The 16,313-nt window shown below is 74.9% G+C and carries 15 protein-coding genes; 8 read left to right on the forward strand and 7 right to left on the reverse strand.

Features of this window, described 5'->3' with window-relative positions; all coding sequences use genetic code 11:
• Positions 1-381: a succinate dehydrogenase, cytochrome b556 subunit gene (gene sdhC, locus ACSUPT_RS18725; protein ID WP_351963435.1), complete on the reverse strand. Its 381-nt coding sequence runs from the start codon at positions 379-381 to the stop codon at positions 1-3.
• Positions 382-528: 147 nt separating this feature from the next.
• Entirely contained in the window at positions 529-1,137 is a 609-nt protein-coding gene (locus tag ACSUPT_RS18730; protein ID WP_436946235.1) for a 2-oxo-4-hydroxy-4-carboxy-5-ureidoimidazoline decarboxylase, read from the reverse strand.
• A gap of 295 nt (positions 1,138-1,432) precedes the next feature.
• Between ACSUPT_RS18730 and ACSUPT_RS18735 the strand changes: the two genes are divergently transcribed.
• Together ACSUPT_RS18735 and ACSUPT_RS18740 are read left to right on the forward strand one after the other, a co-directional pair.
• Entirely contained in the window at positions 1,433-3,034 is a 1,602-nt protein-coding gene (locus tag ACSUPT_RS18735) for a beta-N-acetylhexosaminidase (protein ID WP_404144679.1), read from the forward strand.
• A gap of 143 nt (positions 3,035-3,177) precedes the next feature.
• On the forward strand, positions 3,178-3,762 hold the full coding sequence (locus ACSUPT_RS18740; protein ID WP_361654801.1) for a hypothetical protein: 585 nt from the start codon (positions 3,178-3,180) through the stop codon (positions 3,760-3,762).
• Between the two features lie 12 nt (positions 3,763-3,774).
• Here the strand turns inward: ACSUPT_RS18740 and ACSUPT_RS18745 are convergent, their stop codons facing one another.
• Positions 3,775-5,700, reverse strand: a complete 1,926-nt coding sequence (locus tag ACSUPT_RS18745) for a hypothetical protein (protein ID WP_351963437.1) — start codon at positions 5,698-5,700, stop codon at positions 3,775-3,777.
• A 42-nt stretch (positions 5,701-5,742) separates the two neighbouring features.
• Complete coding sequence (locus ACSUPT_RS18750; protein ID WP_351963438.1) at positions 5,743-6,171, reverse strand: nuclear transport factor 2 family protein; 429 nt, start codon at positions 6,169-6,171, stop codon at positions 5,743-5,745.
• Positions 6,172-6,323: 152 nt separating this feature from the next.
• Here ACSUPT_RS18750 and ACSUPT_RS18755 point away from each other — a divergent pair, with 152 nt between their 5' ends.
• The 3 genes from ACSUPT_RS18755 to ACSUPT_RS18765 all read left to right on the forward strand — a co-directional run bounded on the left by ACSUPT_RS18755 (position 6,324) and on the right by ACSUPT_RS18765 (position 8,856).
• Entirely contained in the window at positions 6,324-6,962 is a 639-nt protein-coding gene (locus ACSUPT_RS18755) for an RNA polymerase sigma factor (RefSeq protein WP_436945035.1), read from the forward strand.
• 337 nt (positions 6,963-7,299) lie between these two features.
• Positions 7,300-7,734: a sigma factor-like helix-turn-helix DNA-binding protein gene (locus ACSUPT_RS18760; protein ID WP_436946236.1), complete on the forward strand. Its 435-nt coding sequence runs from the start codon at positions 7,300-7,302 to the stop codon at positions 7,732-7,734.
• 240 nt (positions 7,735-7,974) lie between these two features.
• A complete protein-coding gene (locus ACSUPT_RS18765) occupies positions 7,975-8,856 on the forward strand; it encodes a hypothetical protein (RefSeq protein WP_436945037.1) in 882 nt (293 codons plus the stop codon).
• A gap of 588 nt (positions 8,857-9,444) precedes the next feature.
• On the opposite strand, the gene ACSUPT_RS18770 is transcribed toward ACSUPT_RS18765, so the two are convergent.
• On the reverse strand, positions 9,445-10,365 hold the full coding sequence (locus ACSUPT_RS18770) for a L,D-transpeptidase family protein (RefSeq protein ID WP_399216964.1): 921 nt from the start codon (positions 10,363-10,365) through the stop codon (positions 9,445-9,447).
• Between the two features lie 231 nt (positions 10,366-10,596).
• Here ACSUPT_RS18770 and ACSUPT_RS18775 point away from each other — a divergent pair, with 231 nt between their 5' ends.
• The 3 genes from ACSUPT_RS18775 to ACSUPT_RS18785 all read left to right on the forward strand — a co-directional run bounded on the left by ACSUPT_RS18775 (position 10,597) and on the right by ACSUPT_RS18785 (position 13,810).
• On the forward strand, positions 10,597-12,177 hold the full coding sequence (locus ACSUPT_RS18775) for an acyl-CoA mutase large subunit family protein (RefSeq protein ID WP_351963442.1): 1,581 nt from the start codon (positions 10,597-10,599) through the stop codon (positions 12,175-12,177).
• Between the two features lie 86 nt (positions 12,178-12,263).
• The gene (leuE, locus tag ACSUPT_RS18780; RefSeq protein WP_351963443.1) at positions 12,264-12,920 is read left to right on the forward strand and encodes a leucine efflux protein LeuE; all 657 of its coding nucleotides are present in this window, start codon (positions 12,264-12,266) and stop codon (positions 12,918-12,920) included.
• A 71-nt stretch (positions 12,921-12,991) separates the two neighbouring features.
• Positions 12,992-13,810 carry a MerR family transcriptional regulator gene (locus ACSUPT_RS18785; RefSeq protein WP_436945038.1) on the forward strand — a complete coding sequence of 273 codons (819 nt, stop codon included), beginning with the start codon at positions 12,992-12,994 and terminating at the stop codon, positions 13,808-13,810.
• A gap of 129 nt (positions 13,811-13,939) precedes the next feature.
• Here ACSUPT_RS18785 and ACSUPT_RS18790 read toward each other — a convergent pair whose 3' ends face one another.
• Both ACSUPT_RS18790 and ACSUPT_RS18795 read right to left on the reverse strand, forming a co-directional pair.
• The gene (locus ACSUPT_RS18790) at positions 13,940-15,271 is read right to left on the reverse strand and encodes a polysialyltransferase family glycosyltransferase (RefSeq protein ID WP_436945039.1); all 1,332 of its coding nucleotides are present in this window, start codon (positions 15,269-15,271) and stop codon (positions 13,940-13,942) included.
• Positions 15,268-16,254 (reverse strand): glycosyltransferase family 2 protein, encoded by a 987-nt coding sequence (locus ACSUPT_RS18795; RefSeq protein WP_351963446.1) that lies wholly within the window; start codon positions 16,252-16,254, stop codon positions 15,268-15,270. Before ACSUPT_RS18795 ends, ACSUPT_RS18790 begins: the two co-directional genes overlap by 4 nt.
• Between the last annotated feature and the right edge of the window lie 59 nt (positions 16,255-16,313).

The following is a 16,313-nucleotide window of genomic DNA, read 5'->3' on the forward strand; positions in this document are numbered from 1 at the left end:
TCAGCTCCCGAACAGTTCACGTGCGGCGTGGCCGAGGACGGGGTAGACGGCGCCCGCCATCAGCACGATCCAGATGCCCACGACGGTCCAGAGCATCTGCTTCTGGTAGCGGGCGCCCTTGGCCCAGAAGTCCACGGCGATGACGCGCAGACCGTTCAGCGCGTGGAAGAGGATGGCGGCCACGAGGCCGTACTCCAGCAGCGCGACGATCGGCGTCTTGTAGGTCGCCACGACCTCGTCGTAGGCCTCGGGCGAGACGCGGACGAGAGCGGTGTCCAATACGTGTACGAACAGGAAGAAGAAGATGAGGACGCCGGTGACTCGATGAGCCACCCACGACCACATGCCTTCCCGGCCGCGGTACAGCGTTCCAGCCGGCACGGAAAAACCCTCCGGGAGCGGGGATCAGGGTCGGCCGGCTTCTCTGTCGGTCAGACCCGGCCGGGTACGGTCCACCGGCCCCGGTCATGGTAGCGACGACTTGTCGGTTCCCTCGCGCGGGGTCCGTATGTGTGATCAAACAGGCAATCAAACAGGCACGGACGGCCTACTGTGGCCGGTCGAACCGCCTTTTTCCGTAACAAGTCGGGCAAGGCGTGTCCGGGTGAGGCGGCGGAGCTCGTCGGCCGACACCACCCGCTCCTCCTCCGCTTCGTTGTTCAGTCGTGACCGGATCCCGCCCAGCACCCGGTCCAGGTGCTCCTCGGGGCGGTCCGGGTCGAGGCAGACGATGTACGCGTGGCCGAAGCGCGCCAGGTACGCGTCGTGGGCGTGGCGCAGCGCCGTGTGCGCCGACGCGGGCGTGCCCGGCGGCAGGACGGGGGCGGTCTCGTCGCCGAGCGCCTCGTCCAGATCGGCGCGCGACAGGTCGTAGGCGGCCTCGTCGGCCGCGGCGAGCAGCGCCTCGACCGTGGGGTACGGGCGGTGGGCGGCCACCCGGTGCGCCCAGCGGCGGCTCCCGCAGCACGCCAGGAGGGCCGCCTCGGCGGCGGGGCGGGGCGCGTCGTTGAACAGCGCCAGGAGGTCCGCGGGGCGGGCGGCGGCGCGGGCGGCCTGGCCCGGTATGGCCGCGGTGGCCCCGGAGGTGTGCGGGGCGCCGGCGGTCTGCGGGGCGCCGGAGAGGGGATCGCGGGACAGCGTGGGCTCCTCGAACGGAACGAAGCGGGCTGGGGCGGCGGGGTGCGGAAGTGGTGCGAAACCTGTGAGGGAAGGGTCACGACGTTACCGAGGGTGAGCAACAGTGGTCCGAAGCCTTTCCGTATTTCACTCGGAAGGCAGAGTTTCAACGCAAGGAATGGACGCACTCGGCGCGTCGGTACCGGGACTCTGGGGTCCCGGGGGAGGAGGCCCACCCGTGACCGCCCACAAGAAGCCCGCAGACGACGCCCCGTCGGCCCCGCGCCGCTTCGGCGGGCGGGCCGTGGCCGCTGGGATGGCGCTCGCGGTGACCCTCGGGCTCGCCGGCTGCGGCGGGGGCGGCGGCGAGAGCGGGGCCGCCAGCCCCGGCGCGGCGACCACCGCGCCGTCCGCCGCCCGTACGTCCGCCGCCCCCTCGCCGTCGCCGACGCCCAGCCCCACGCGGACCTACCCCCTGTCCACCGCGCCCCGCACCATCCCCGCCGTGCGGGAGCACGAGCCGGCGCGCGGGCCCGGGTGGCGGCCGGGCGCCGGAAGCGGCGTGGTCGTCGCGCGCGGCAGCGGCGTGCTGAGCGACGAGGCGCGGCTCCTCGCGCGCGAACTGGGCATCGCGCACCGGGGCGAGGCGCCCGCCCGCGCCGGGGACATCGAGCTGGCGCTGAGCGGCGGCGGGTCGGGCGCCCCGGAGTCGTACACGCTGACCGCCCGGAACGGCCGGGTCCGCATCACCGGGCCCGACGAGGCGGGCGTCTTCTACGGGACGCGGACCGTCAAGCAGGCGCTGCGCTCCGGCGGGGCCGTACCGGAGGGCGTCATACGCGACCGCCCGGACCGCCCGCAGCGCGGGCTGATGGTCGACATCGCCCGCAAGCACTTCACCGCCGCCTGGCTGGAGGCCCGCGTGCGGGAGATGGCCGATCTGAAGCTGAACCAGCTGGGTCTGCACTTCTCCGACGACCAGGCGTTCCGCATCGCGTCGGACAGTCACCCCGAGGTGGTGTCCCGGCCGCACCTGACGAAGGCGGAGATACGCCGGCTCGTCGCCCTCGCGACGAGCCTGCACATCACCGTGATCCCCGAGATCGACTCGCCCGGCCACCTCGGGGCGGTCCTCGCCGCGCACCCCTCCCTGCGGCTGCGCAACGCGAACGGCACGGTCGCGCGCGGCGCCATCGACATCGCGAACCCCGAGTCGGCGCGGATCGTCGACGAGCTGCTGCGCGAGTACGCGCGGCTGTTCCCCGGCCGGTACTTCCACATCGGCGCCGACGAGTACCGGGCGCTCGCCGTGTCGGACCCGGAGGCGTCGTACCCGGCGCTCGCCGCCGAGGCCCGCCGCCGGTACGGCCCCGGGGGGCGCGTCCAGGACCTGGCGACGGCGTGGCTCAACGACCGGGCGAAGACGGTGCGGGCGGCCGGCAAGCAGCCGAAGGCGTGGAACGACGGGTTCTTCCGGGGCGGTGTGGTCGCCGCCGACAAGGGCGTCGAGGTCGAGTACTGGACGGGCCGCGAGATCGGCGCCCGTCCTCCGGCGGAGTATCTGCGCGAGGGCCGTCGGGTCGTCAACGTCAACGACCGGTACCTCTACTACGTGCTGGGCGAGCCGAACGAGTTCACGTACCCGACCGGCCGGGAGATCTACGCGTCGTGGACGCCGCTGGTGCTGCGCGGCACGCAGGCGGTGCCGTCGCGGTACTCGGGGCAGATCCTGGGCGGCCGGTTCGCCGTGTGGTGCGACCTCGCGAACGCCCAGACCCAGGACCAGGTCGCCGCGGGCATCCGGATGCCGCTGCGGGCGCTGGCGCAGAAGGTCTGGGACCCGCGCCCGCCGGCCCTGGGCTGGGGGGAGTTCTCGGCACTCGCCGGACGCCTGTCGGGCGCGGGCTCCGGGACGTGACGGCGTCCCGGGGTCTGCGGGCGTGCGGCCGTCCAAGGCGTGCGGGGCGTGACGGCGTCCGGGGTGTGCGGGCTCCGGGACGTGACGCTTTCCCGTGGGGCGGCGCTGTAAGGGGAAGGAGCGCGTCCGCGACGGGAGACGTCATGAGTCCGAGCACGAGCACGACCCCGAGCCTGGTGGAGCTGATCGCGCGGGCCGACGAGCGGGGGCTGGCCGCCGCCGCGCTGGCCTGCCTCGACCGCTGTCTGCCGCTGCTCGACCCGCAGGCCGCCGACCAGCTCCGCCCGCTGTGGCTCGGCGTCGCGCGGGCGGGCGACGGCTGGCCGGACCGGCTCGCCGAGGCGCGGGCCGCGGTGGAGGCCGGTGCCGCCCCGGCGGACGCGGAGGAGGCCGCGCTCGTCCGGCGCATGCTCGACACCGCCCCGGACGCCTGGGCGCGCGAGCCGCTGCGGGAGTGGGCCGACGTGTGCTCGCTGGCCGCCCTGGAGCTGCACCACCGGCTGTGCGCCGCCCCGTCGCCGGGCCTCGCGGAGGTGCTGGAACGCTGCCGCACGGGCCGGTCCGAGGGCGTCGGCCCGCTGGCGGACGGCGAACTGCGCCGCCAGGTGCGGGTCCTGGAGGTCCTCGCGGACGGCGCCGCGGGCGGCCTGCGCCGCGCCCTGGACCTCTCCGCCGAGGGCCGCCGCGTCCTCCAGGCCGTCCTGTCCCGCCGCTCCCGCACGGTGTAGCGGGGGCCGTACTCAGAACAGCAGCAGTACCGCCGCCCCCCACAGGACGGAGGCCACCGCCAGGAGCGGGCCGGCCGGCATGCCCTGCTGGGCGGCGGTGGCGGGCTGCTCCGGGCGCAGGGCGGGCCTGCGCAGCAGGGCGTGGGCCTCGTCGGCGGCGCGCGGCCCGTACGGCTCGCGCCCCAGGCGCCGCTCCAGCCAGGGCCAGCCGACGGGGGAGAGGGTCACCTCCGTGTCCGCCTCCCGTACGACGACGAGGTCGCCGCCCCGGTTGTGGCGTACGGCCGCCACCTCGTCCCACAGGACGCGCCGCACCCGCCACGGCCCGGCGATCCACAGGCCGTCGCGGTCGGCGGTGAGCCGCCAGTTGAGCGCGGTCGACGCGGACGTGACCACGAAGAGCAGGCCGATCAGCGGGAACACCGAGAGCCACGACACCTCGCCGTCCAGCAGCGACCACACACCGCCGCCCTGGACGAGCAGCAGGAACACGCCGACGCCCCGCGACACACCGGTCGCGCCCCAGGTCCGCGGCGCGGGGGAGGGTGCCAGGGTCGCGGCGACCTCGTCCACCGGCCGCCGCCGGGGCCGCGCGCCGTCCGGGTGCCCGGGCCGCCCCGGCGCGGGGGTCGGCAGCCCGCCGCCGAAGAGGCCCGGCACGGCCGGCTTCACGGCGGTGACGCTGCACTCGACGGCCACCTCGCCGGGGTCCTCGTCGTCGGGCGCGATGAACGCCAGCTCGGCACCGGTGTACGGCAGGCCGTACAGGACGGCCTCGCGCAGCGGCGGCGGCGGGTCCTCGCCCTTCAGGATGGCGCCGACCTTGCGCAGTCCCTCCGCCAGCTCGTCGTCGTCCTCGTCGTCCTCGTCGTCGTCCTCGTCGTGCGGATCGCCCGGCCCGTCGGGGTCCTCCTCGAAGGAGTGGAGGGAGTGGAAGTGGAGGAGGGGCCGTTCGGCGGCCGGGTCGTCCGCCGCGTACACCCACGTCTTGCCGTCGTCGTGGCCCTCGCGGACCAGCACCCGCAGCACCGGCAGGGGGCCGCGGTGGAGCTGCCGCGAGCGGGTCCGTCCGTCGACCGCGTTGGCGAGGAACGCCAGCCCGCCGACGAGCCCGGCGAGCACCAGCAGCTCCCACCCGAAGACGTCGTACGGCTCCGCCGCCAGCCGCGCCCAGTCGCCGTCCACCAGCAGATCGGCCCGGCTGTCGACGGGGTAGCGCTCGGAGAACGCGGTCTCCACGCGGTGGACCCGCTCGCCGACGGCGACGTCGATCACCAGCTCGTCCGCGTCGGACCTGGTGACCGTGCCGGTCACGGGCGTCAGCGCGGCGGCCCGCCGCTCGAAGTCGTCGACGACCCGCTGCGCCTGCCAGAAGCCGAACACGGCGGCGGCCAGCAGCAGGCCGGCCAGCGCGAACGAGAGCCTCCCGCGCCGGAACGTCAGCGCCGCCGCCGGCACGGGGTGGACGGCCGGCCCGGCCGCCTCCCGCGCCAGGGCCCGCTGCCGGGCGGCCGCGCCGATGCGGTGCAGCAGGCCGGCCGCGGTGAAGGCCGACGCGGCGACGAACCCCAGCATCGACGGCTCGCCCAGCGACGCGACGGACCCGCTCACCACCACGTCGCCGAGGACGAGGACGGCGAGGCCGGGCAGGGCGAGCCGCGGCTGCCGCACCACCCAGTACAGGGTGAGCGGCAGCGCCGCGGCCACGCACAGGCCCGGCCAGTCCGTCCCGCAAGGTTCGGCGGGGGTGCAGACCGTGTCGGGCGCCGCCGCGATCACCCACAGGGCCGCGAGCACCAGGGCCAATACGGCCCACAGCGGATGCGCCCAGGCGGCGGGCACGGCGTCCAGCCAGCGCCGGGCGTCGGCGGACCGCCAGTCGGCGGTGCCGGGCGGTATGCGGTCGGCGGGCAGGGGGAGGGGCGACGTGGTGTCCACCCGCGCATTATCGCGACACGGGCGGCGCCGCCCGGGGGCGTATTAGAGGTTGTCGCCCCAGCCGCCCTGGATCATCGTCTGGAACGCCCAGCTCCCGCCGCGCTTGATGAGGATGTCGGCGTACCGCAGCTGCCGCTTCTCGCCGCCTGCGGTCATGGTCGAGTCGGTGAAGACGACGGCCATGGAGGGCGACAGGAAGACGGGCGTGCGCGTCGACTCGAAGGTGATGTCGTCGGCGCCGTCGCCCATCACGCCGGTCATGACGGCGGTGAACCGCTCGCGGTCCCACTGCGCGGACCGTCCGTCGCCGGCCTCGTCGTCGCTGACGAGGTTCAGCGGGAAGACGGCCATGTCGGCCATCCCCTCCACGTCGCGCCGCGCGCTGCGGGCGTCGTACTCGGCGAACCAGGCGTCCAGGCCGGCGCGGTCCTCGGCGGTGGGGACGTATCCGGTCTCGGGCAGGAAGGTCACACAGTCTCCTCGTGGTCTGGTGGTCAAGTTTGACCACTCGAAGGAAGGTATCTCCGCCGAGCGCTGTAGTCAAACTTGATTAGCGTCAACCGAGCAGTGATGTAGGTCACCCTTCCTGTGACACTTCCGGGCGCCCGCACGCAGGCTGTGGTGTGGGGGCAGACGACGGTGGAGAGCTGGGGGAGGCCGTCCTGCGGGCGCGGGGCGGCGACGAGCGGGCCTTCGCGCAGGTCTACCGGGCGGTGCAGCCGGGGCTGCTCGCCTATCTGCGCACCCTCGCCGGCGACGACGCCGAGGACGTGGCGGAGGAGGCGTGGCGCGAGATCGCGCGGGACCTGGGCCGGTTCCGGGGCGGCGGCGCCGACTTCCGCGCCTGGGCGGCGGCCGTCGCCCGCCGCCGGGCACTCGCCCGTGTGCGCGACCACGACCGAGGGCGCCGTACGGCCCCGCGGCGCGGCGCCCACGAGGCCGGCGCCGCGCAGCCCGGCACCGCGCAGGGCCCCGGCCCGTCGGATGCGCCGGACCCGACCGCACCAGCCGCATCTGCCGCACCGGCCGCATCTGCCGCACCGGACGTCCCGGACGTCCCGTCGGCGGACGCGGCCCTCGACGTGATCACCGCTCTGCCGCGTGACGAGGCGGAGGCGGTCCTGCTGCGGCTGCTGCTCGGCCTCGACGCGGGAGCGGCGGCACGGGTGCTCGGCAGGCCCCGCAGGGCGGTACGCGCGGCGACGTGCAGGGCTCTGAGGAACCTGTCGCGGCGGCTGGAAGGGCCGGTCGGGCCTCCCTGAAGGGCCCGAGGGGTCTCGGGGCGCGCTTCCGGGCCCGGATCGGCGGGGGAGAGGTGTGCCGCCGCGCTCACGGGGAAACAGGGGCGGCGGGGTCGGAGCGACGACCGGGGCCGCCACCCCCCACAGGAGAGGCCCCGGTCGCCGTCCGCGGGTCCGCAGGACGGCCCCGTACTCCATACAGCGCCAGGGGTGCGTTTTCTGTCACACCCGCCCGCAGACCCAGGCCGTTGCATGTTGTACAAACATGGACGAGATACGGCAGCAGCACGTAGCGTGCTGCTGCGCGCTGGGCGGACCGGCCTGATGTGCCTGCCGCGATGACGAACGGGTTGTGGGAGTGCTGGGGGACGACGCGGAGCTGACCGCCGCGGTGCTCGCGGCACAGGACGGGAACGAAGACGCCTTCCGGACTGTGTACCGCGCCGTGCACCCGCGGCTGCTCGGATACGAGGCCCTCGCCACCGGCCACACGATGGACCTGATCGCGCAGCTCCCGCAGGATCAGGCCGAGGCGGTGATCCTCCGGGTCGTCGTCGGCCTCGATGCGAAGAGCGCCGCAGAGGCCCTCGGCAAACGCCCCGGAGCCGTACGCACGGCGGCCCACCGCGGCCTGAAGCGGCTCGCGGAACTCCTCGGCGCGGGCGACCCCGACGGCGCCGCCCTGAGCGCCGTACCCCCGCAGCCGGGCCCCCGTGCCGGGTCCGGCGCGCAGACCCCCGCCGCGCGCCGCGCTGTGACGCAATCGCGCTCGCGGACGCAGAAGGACATGTGATGGCCGACGAGCGGAATGAGTGGCTCGACCACGAGGCGGCGGAGCGACTGCTGCGTGGTGAGCCGGTCGACGCCGACGACGATTACACACGGTGGCAGGTCGAACGCCTGGCGAAGGCGCTGGACAGCGCGCGCGGCGCGGCCGCCCCGCACCCCGCAGCACCCTCCGGTGAACTGCCCGGCGAGGCCGCCGCCCTCGCCGCCTTCCGCGCCGCCCACTCGGCGCGCCGCGAAACCGCAGGTGGCGGCCGGTTCCGACCTCGGGTCCGTACGGATCGGCGCCGCGCTGCGCCCGCGCTGGGCCCGCCCGGGCGGCTGGCTGCGCCCCGCCCGCTGGGGCCTGGCCGCGTCGGTCGCCGGGCTCGCGGTGGGCGGTGTCGCCGTCGCCGCCGGTACGGGCGTCATCCCCGCGTTCGGCGGCCACGACGCGCCCGCGCCCGCCGTGTCGGCCGCCGCCCCCGGCGATCCGGAGGCGCCGCACGAACCGGAGGTCACCCCGCGCGGCTCCCACGGCCACCGGACGCCCGCCGATCCGGCGAGCCCGCCGCCGCTCGTGTCGCCGGGCCCGTCCAAGGGCGCGGGCGACACCGGCACCGCCGCCCCGGGCGGCACCCCGGACGGCGACGCCCCCTCCCCGGGCCGTACGGAACCGGACTGGGGCCGCACGGTCACCATGGCGCCCGACGGCACCTGGCCGGCCCGCACCACCCAGGCGTGCCGCGACCTGCGCGACGGCCGCCTCGACGCGGCGCGCCGGCAGCAGCTGGAGCTCGCGGCGAAGGGCAGCGGCGTCCAGAGGTTCTGCGACCAGGTCCTCTCCGGAGGCGCCCGCCAGCCCGGCGGCACCTCCACCGGAACCGGCACGGGCGGCGGCCTGCCCGACACCGGTACGAGCACGGGCGGCGGCAGCACGGGCGGCGGTACGAGCGCCGGCGGCTCCACCGGGGGCGGCGACCGCGACAGCGGCGACCCCGACTCCGACCGCGGCGGCAAGGGCGGCGGCACGGGCGGCAAGGGCCGCACCGACGGCAAGGGCGACACGGGCGGCAAGGGCGCGTCCGGTACCCAGAAGGCCCCGCACGAGAAGTCCCCGGGCAAGCCGTCCTCCGGCAAGTCCGCCTGACGCCGCGGCACCCCACGCCCCGGACCGGCCCCTTCACACGACCGCGTCCCTCGGCGGGCGGCCTGGCTCCGCCTTGCCCCGGTGACCTGGCCACCCGGCCGCGCCACGCCCGTACATCCGCCGCGCCCGCGTGCCCCAGCCGCCCGGCCGCGCCACGCCCGTACGGCCGCCCCGCCCCGCGAAACCCAGCCACCCGGCCGCGCCACGCCCGTACGGCCGCCCCGCCCCCCCGTGACCCAGCCGCCCGGCCCCGTACACCCGCCCCGCCAGGCCCTGCCGCCGCGCCCCACCGCCCCCGCGCGCCCCGCGAGCCTTCCCCGCCACGAATCGGCCCCCGGTCGCGCGTGGCCGGGCGCCCGCCTGAGTGGGTCGCCGTACGTCCCTGACCTGCGGTTTCGTGGTTTTTTCGAGCAGGTGTGACACTTTTCGAGCCCGTGACGCAGTACTGAGTGAGCCGACTGGTCATCGGCGGCGCGAAGAGCCGGGGTTCCCCCCGTACCTACGGCTCAGCGCATATGGCGCGGGCGGGACACGTTCCCCCGGTCCCGCCCGCGCCCTTCTCTCCCGGCCCCGCCGGTCACCCCCGCGTCACCAGTGGACGACCACCTTGTCGCCCACCCGCACCTGCTCGAAGACCTGTGCCAGACGCGCCTTGTCCCGGACGTTCACGCAGCCGTGCGAGCCGCCGTTGTAGCCGCGCGCCGCGAAGTCCGCCGAGTAGTGCACCGCCTGGCCCCGGCTGAAGAACATCGAGTACGGCATCTCGGAGTGGTACAGCGTCGACGTCCACGTCCGCTCCTTGCGGTCCACCTTGAAGGTGCCCTCGCGGGTCGGCGTGTTGACGGAGCCGAAACGCACGTCCATCGCCGTAACGACCTTGCCGTCGATCATCCAGGCGAGCGTCCGGCTCTCCTTGCTGATGCACAGCACCCGGCCCTTCATACAGCGCGGGTCCGGGGTGTCCAGCTCGTTGGTGGTCTGCGGCCGCAGCTCGTTCGCCGTCGGCTGCCGCGTCATCCCGACGAGCTTCGCCCACGTCGTCTCGTCCACCGAGCCCGTCGCCGGCAGCTGCCGCTTCGTCTGGAACTCCGCGACCGCCTCGGCCGTCAGGGCGCCGTAGAAGGCGGTCGGGCTGCGGTGGAAGTAGCCGATCTGCCGCAGCCGCGCCTGGAGCTCCCGCACCTGCTCGTTCTCGGTGCCCTTCGCCATCAGCACCTTCCCGCCGGGCGCCGCCGGAGCGGACGGCTTGCCGTCGCCGCTCTCCGACGCGGACGGCGACGGCGACGAGGAGCCGTCCGGGGCCGGGGCGGACGGCGAGGCCGACGAGGCGGCCGGCGAGGGCGACTGCGCCGGTGACGCCCCGCCGGGCGACGGCGCCGAGGACGCGGCGGCCGCCGGGGACGCGTCCGCCCCGGCCGCCCCCACGGCCTGGGCCGAGCAGCCGGTGGCCAGGGCGAGCGCGGCGGCGGCCAGCGCGCCTCTGCGTATGGCGGTGAGACGACGGTTCATGTGAGCCCCCCGGGGTTCGATCCTGTGTAGGTAGGGATACTTCCCCGCCGCGCACGGTTGCCCGACTCCGGGGTGGTGTGACGATGCTGTGACGCCAGGGCGGGGCACACGGCCGGGCGGGGGCTGTGAGGAAGGTCCCAGCGTGCGGCTCTCCACCGGCCGCACGCCCGCCGCTACAGTCCGTCGCGAGGGTCGGTACCTGCGAGTAGGTCTATCGGGAAGGCACAGCACATGGCGCGCGAGTCGGAGTCGGGACTGCCCATCGAGCCGGTGTACGGGCCGGACGCCCTGTCGGGCTGGGACCCGGCGGAGAAGCTGGGCGAGCCGGGCTCGTACCCCTTCACCCGAGGCGTCTACCCGACGATGTACACGGGCCGCCCCTGGACCATGCGCCAGTACGCCGGCTTCGGCACGGCCGTCGAGTCCAACGCCCGCTACAAGCAGCTCATCGCCAACGGCACCATGGGCCTGTCGGTCGCCTTCGACCTGCCCACGCAGATGGGCCACGACTCCGACGCCCCCATCGCGCACGGCGAGGTCGGCAAGGTCGGCGTGGCCATCGACTCCATCGACGACATGCGCGTCCTGTTCGACGGCATCCCGCTCGACAAGGTCTCCACGTCGATGACGATCAACGCGCCCGCCGCGCTGCTCCTCCTGCTGTACCAACTCGTCGCCGAGGAGCAGGGCGTCCCCGCCGACAAGCTGACCGGCACCATCCAGAACGACGTGCTGAAGGAGTACATCGCCCGCGGCACGTACATCTTCCCGCCGAAGCCGTCGCTGCGCCTGATCGCGGACATCTTCAAGTACTGCAAGGCCGAGATCCCGAAGTGGAACACGATCTCGATCTCCGGCTACCACATGGCCGAGGCCGGGGCGTCGCCCGCGCAGGAGATCGCGTTCACCCTCGCCGACGGCATCGAGTACGTCCGCACGGCCGTCGCCGCCGGCATGGACGTGGACGACTTCGCCCCGCGCCTGTCGTTCTTCTTCGTCGCCCGTACGACGATCCTGGAGGAGGTCGCCAAGTTCCGCGCCGCCCGCCGGATCTGGGCGCGGGTCATGCGCGAGGAGTTCGGCGCGAAGAACCCCAAGTCGTGGATGCTGCGCTTCCACACGCAGACCGCCGGCGTCCAGCTGACCGCGCAGCAGCCGGAGGTCAACCTGGTCCGCGTCGCCGTCCAGGGCCTCGCGGCCGTGCTCGGCGGCACCCAGTCGCTGCACACCAACTCCTTCGACGAGGCCATCGCGCTGCCCACCGACAAGAGCGCCCGCCTCGCCCTGCGCACCCAGCAGGTCCTCGCGTACGAGACGGACGTGACGGCGACCGTCGACCCGTTCGCGGGCTCGTACGTCGTCGAGAGGATGACCGACGAGGTGGAGGCCCTCGCCCTGGAGCTGATGGGCAAGGTCGAGGAGCTGGGCGGCGCCGTCAGCGCCATCGAGCGCGGCTTCCAGAAGAGCGAGATCGAGCGGTCCGCGTACCGCATCGCCCAGGAGACCGACAGCGGCGAGCGGGTCGTCGTCGGCGTCAACCGCTTCACGCTCGACGAGGAGGAGCCGTACGAGCCGCTCCGCGTCGACCCGGCCATCGAGGCGCAGCAGGCCGAGCGCCTCGCCAAGCTGCGCGCCGAGCGGGACCAGGCGGCCGTCGACGCGGCCCTCGCCGAGCTGCGGAAGGCGGCGGAGGGCACGGCCAACGTCCTCTACCCGATGAAGGACGCGCTCCGGGCCCGCGCCACCGTCGGCGAGGTCTGCAACGCGCTGCGCGAGGTGTGGGGCACCTACGTCCCGACCGACGCGTTCTGATCCCGGCGCACCCGAGCTGACCTGCGTCGTTCCACGAATCGGAACCCGGAGGCGGAGTGCCGCACAGCTGTGCGACACTCCGCCTCATGCTGGGTGTCACCGATCTGCCGACCTATCTGGCCGGCCTCCTCGTCATCGTCCTCCTGCCGGGCCCGAACTCGCTGTACGTGCTCTCCGTCGCCGCCCGCAGCGGCATCCGGAAGGGCTATGTCGCCGCGTCCGGCGTGTGGTGCGGCGACACGGTCCTCATGACCCTGTCCGCCGCCGGCGTGGCCTCGCTGCTCCAGGCGAACGCCGTGCTGTTCGGCATCGTGAAGTACGCCGGGGCGGGCTATCTGACGTGGCTGGCCGTGGGGATGCTGCGGTCGGCGTGGGCGATGTGGCGCGGCCGCGTCGACCCGGCCGACGCCGAGCCGGCCGCGGCGGGCCCGGAGCCGGCGGGGGAGCGGCCGTTCCGCCGCGCCTTCGTGATCAGCCTGCTCAACCCGAAGGCGATCCTGTTCTTCGTGGCGTTCTTCGTGCAGTTCGTGGACCCGGCGTACCCCTACCCGGCGCTGTCGTTCATCGTCCTGGGCACCCTCGCGCAGGTGGCGAGCGTCCTCTACCTGTCCCTGCTGATCTTCGCCGGTACGCATCTGGCCGCCGCGTTCCGCAGCCGCAGGCGGCTGTCGGCGACGGCGACGTCGGCGGCTGGCGCCCTGTTCCTCGGCTTCGCCGCGAAGCTGTCGACCGGCGGCGCCTGAGCCGGGACGGCGGGGCGCGGCGGGGGCGGCTTGACCCTGACACCGTGTGAGGCCGTGTCGTAGGAGGCGTCATGTTCACCATCGGAGACTTCGCCCGGCACGGCCGCGTGTCCGTCCGCATGCTGCGCCACTACGACGCCATCGGACTGCTGCGGCCCGCCCACGTCGACCCGCACAGCGGCTACCGGTTCTACGAGGCCGGCCAGCTGGCCCGGCTCAACCGGGTCCTCGCGCTGAAGGACCTCGGCTTCACGCTCGACCAGGTGCGGTCGATCGTGGACGACGAGGTCGGCGCGGACGAGCTGCGCGGGATGCTGCGGCTGCGGCGGGCCGAGCTGGAGGCGGCGGTCGCCGAGGCCAACGCCCGGCTCGGGCAGGTCGCGGCGAGGCTCCGGGCCATCGAGAGCGAGGGACACATGTCCGACCAGGACGTCGTCGTCAAGAGCCTGCCCGCCGTGCGGCTGGCCGAGCTGAGCGGTGTCGCCGCCAGCTACGAGCCCGCCGACATCGGCCCCGTCGTCAGCTCCCTGTACGAGCGGCTGTGCGCCCGCCTGGAGGACGCCGGCGTCACCGGCTTCGGTCCGGGCCTCGCGTACTACGAGGAGGCGCCCGGCGGCGACGGCGCGATCCTCGCCCACGCGGGCATGATCGTCCCGCCGGGCACCACCGTCCCGGACGTCGACTTCGTGGAGCTGCCGCCCGTCGAGCGCGCCGCGACCGTCATCCACCACGGGCTGATCGACGAGGTGGTCTCCACGTACCAGACCCTCGCCGGCTGGGCCGCCGCCCACGGCCACCGCCTCACGGGCTACGCCCGCGAGCTGTACCTGGAGTGTCCGGAGGACCGCACCCAGTGGGTCACGGAACTCCAGGAGCCGCTGGTCGACTGAGCCCGCGCGGCCCTCCCGCCCGGTGGCCCGGGCCCCCCGCCCCTTCCCGGTACGCCACGGGACCGGCGCCGGAGCCCGGCCCCCGGGACGCCAGGCGGTGGGGCCCGCCCTCAGCGCCGGGCCCGGCCCTCAGGACGCCAGGCGGCGGCGGAGGCGGCGCAGCCCGCGCAGGCGCAGCGCCCGGCGGGCCAGCCGGCGGGCGGCCGGGCCGGCGGTGACCGGCAGGCCGCCCGGCAGGCCCAGGGCGGTGAGCCTGCGGCGGCGGAAGTACCGGGCCACGTCCGCCGGGTCCGCCGCCGCCAGGTACCGCTCGGCCGACGGGCGCAGGTCGGGGCGCACCCGGGGGCGCATCGCGTACCCCACCGCCTCCACCAGGCCCGTCACCTCCGCGTCCACCGCGCGCGGCGCCCCGGCGGCGCCCCCGTCCAGGTCCGGCAGGAGTACGTCGGCGAGGGTCACCGGCACCCGGTTGCTGTTCTCGTACGGGGCCAGCCGCTCCAGCAGCAGCCCGGTGCCGGTCCGCGCCACGGGGATGGCGTGGAACCGGGCCGCCGTGAACAGCGCCGTCGAGAAGCAGCCCGCCACCAGGTCGGGCCGCATCCGCCGGAACACCACCTCCGCCAGGACCGGGCGTTCCAGCACCGTCAGCTCCGCGCCCAGCGCCTCCGCCTCCCGCTCCAGCGTCCGCGCCCACGAGGGCGGCGCCACCGGGTGCGGTTTGAACACCAGCCGCCGGTGCCCGAGCGCGACCGCGCCCCGCACCAGCCGCGTGTGCAGCGCCTCCTCCTCGGCGGGCGTCAGGATGTCCAGCGCGGCCAGGTACTGCCCCAGCAGCAGCGCGCCGCCCTCGTCGGGGACCTCCGGCAGCGTCTCGTGCCCGGCCAGCTCGTCCAGCACTTTCGTGAACGCGTCCTCCGGCACCACCACCGGCTCCGCCCCGAACTCCGCCAGCAGCAGCGGCCGCAGACCCGGCACCAGCTCCGGGTGCAGCACGCGGCGCACCCGCTCCCCGACCAGCGGGTCGAGCCGGTCCCGCGTCGGGCCGTAGCTCATCAGCCCGTCCGCGTACACGTCCAGCGGCGCGTCCGGGAACAGCCGCGCCAGCGCCAGCGCGGGCGCCACCTGCAGCGACTCCACCACCAGCTCCACCGGCTCCGCGCCGAGCCCCCACAGCAGCCGCAGATGCCGCTCCCACAGCGGGACGTCGTCGGCGCGGGGCATCCAGCCGGCCGGGTGCAGCGGCGCGACCGCCTCGTTCCACGACCGCACCGCGTCGAACCGGTCGCGCAGCCGCTCGAACCCGGGCATCCGGTCGAGCGGCGCCGTCGCCTCGGGCACCGCCGCGTTGTTCGCGACCACCAGCACCCGCCGCCCGTCGGCGGGCAGCAGCCCCGCGTCCAGCGCGGCGGCGAGCGTGGCCGCGCCGTACAGGCTGGAGGCGTACAGCAGCCGGACCGTCATGCCGGCACCCCCGAGCCCACCAGGGCGGGCCGCCGCCGCAGCCGGCGCAGCACCACCGCCCGGGCGGGGTCCATCCCGTCCAGCGCCTCCGCGAGCACGTCCTGCGGCATCCGGCGCAGCGCGGCCGCGCTCCAGGCCCGCAGTTTCCTCCGGACGACCGGTTCGAAACGCTCCGCCGAACCGACATGGTGGGCGATGATCGCGCAGTACGTGCGCACCGCTTTCGGCATCAGCCGGTCCGCCTCCGGATCATTCGCGGTTTCTTCGAGTACCTGGTCGAAAGCCCGGATGAAATCCAGTTGGCGAATGTCCCCGATTTGTGTGAGCGACGAGGCCACACCGCGCCGGTAGAAGATTCCCGGCGCCCCCGGGACGACCGCGAAGGAATCCGCCTCGCGGTGCAGCCGCCAGATCCACGGCCGGTCCTCCGCCGTGCGCAGCCCGTCCGTGAAACGCAGCAGCCCGCGCTCCGCGAGCCGCCGGTGGTACATCCCCGCCCAGGCGTACGGATAGTCCACCGACGTCGACCGGTCGGCCGGCAGGATCGCGTCGCGCGGCCGCAGCACCTCGCCCCGCCGCCCCACCGGCACCCGCTGCAGCGACCGCTCGCGGCCGGTGCACCTGACATGGTCCGTACGGACGAAGTCACATCCCAACTGCTCTATCACCGACAGGACTTGGGCGTAGTGGCCCGGTGCCGTCCAGTCGTCGCCGTCGAGGAACGCGAGGTACTCGCCGCGCGCCGCGTCCAGCCCCGTGTTGCGGGCCGTCGCCAGCCCCTGGTTGCGTTCGTGCCGCAGCAGCCGCGCGCCCGGCACCTCCCGCACGGCCCGCCGCAGGATCTCCGGCGTGCCGTCCGTGGAACAGTCGTCCACCAGCAGGAATTCGAAATCCTCACGGGCGTTGGCGCGCAGGCTTCTGAGGGCGTCGGGCGCGTAGCGCTGCACATTGAAGAACGGCACGACGACGGAGAGCTTGACCACGCACCGGACGTTAGGGCGTCGCCCCCGCATTTCCCGCGACACGGGAAGGGATGCGCGGT

This window comes from Streptomyces sp. SudanB25_2051 (assembly GCF_964272635.1).
In the GTDB taxonomy this organism is placed as follows: domain Bacteria; phylum Actinomycetota; class Actinomycetes; order Streptomycetales; family Streptomycetaceae; genus Streptomyces.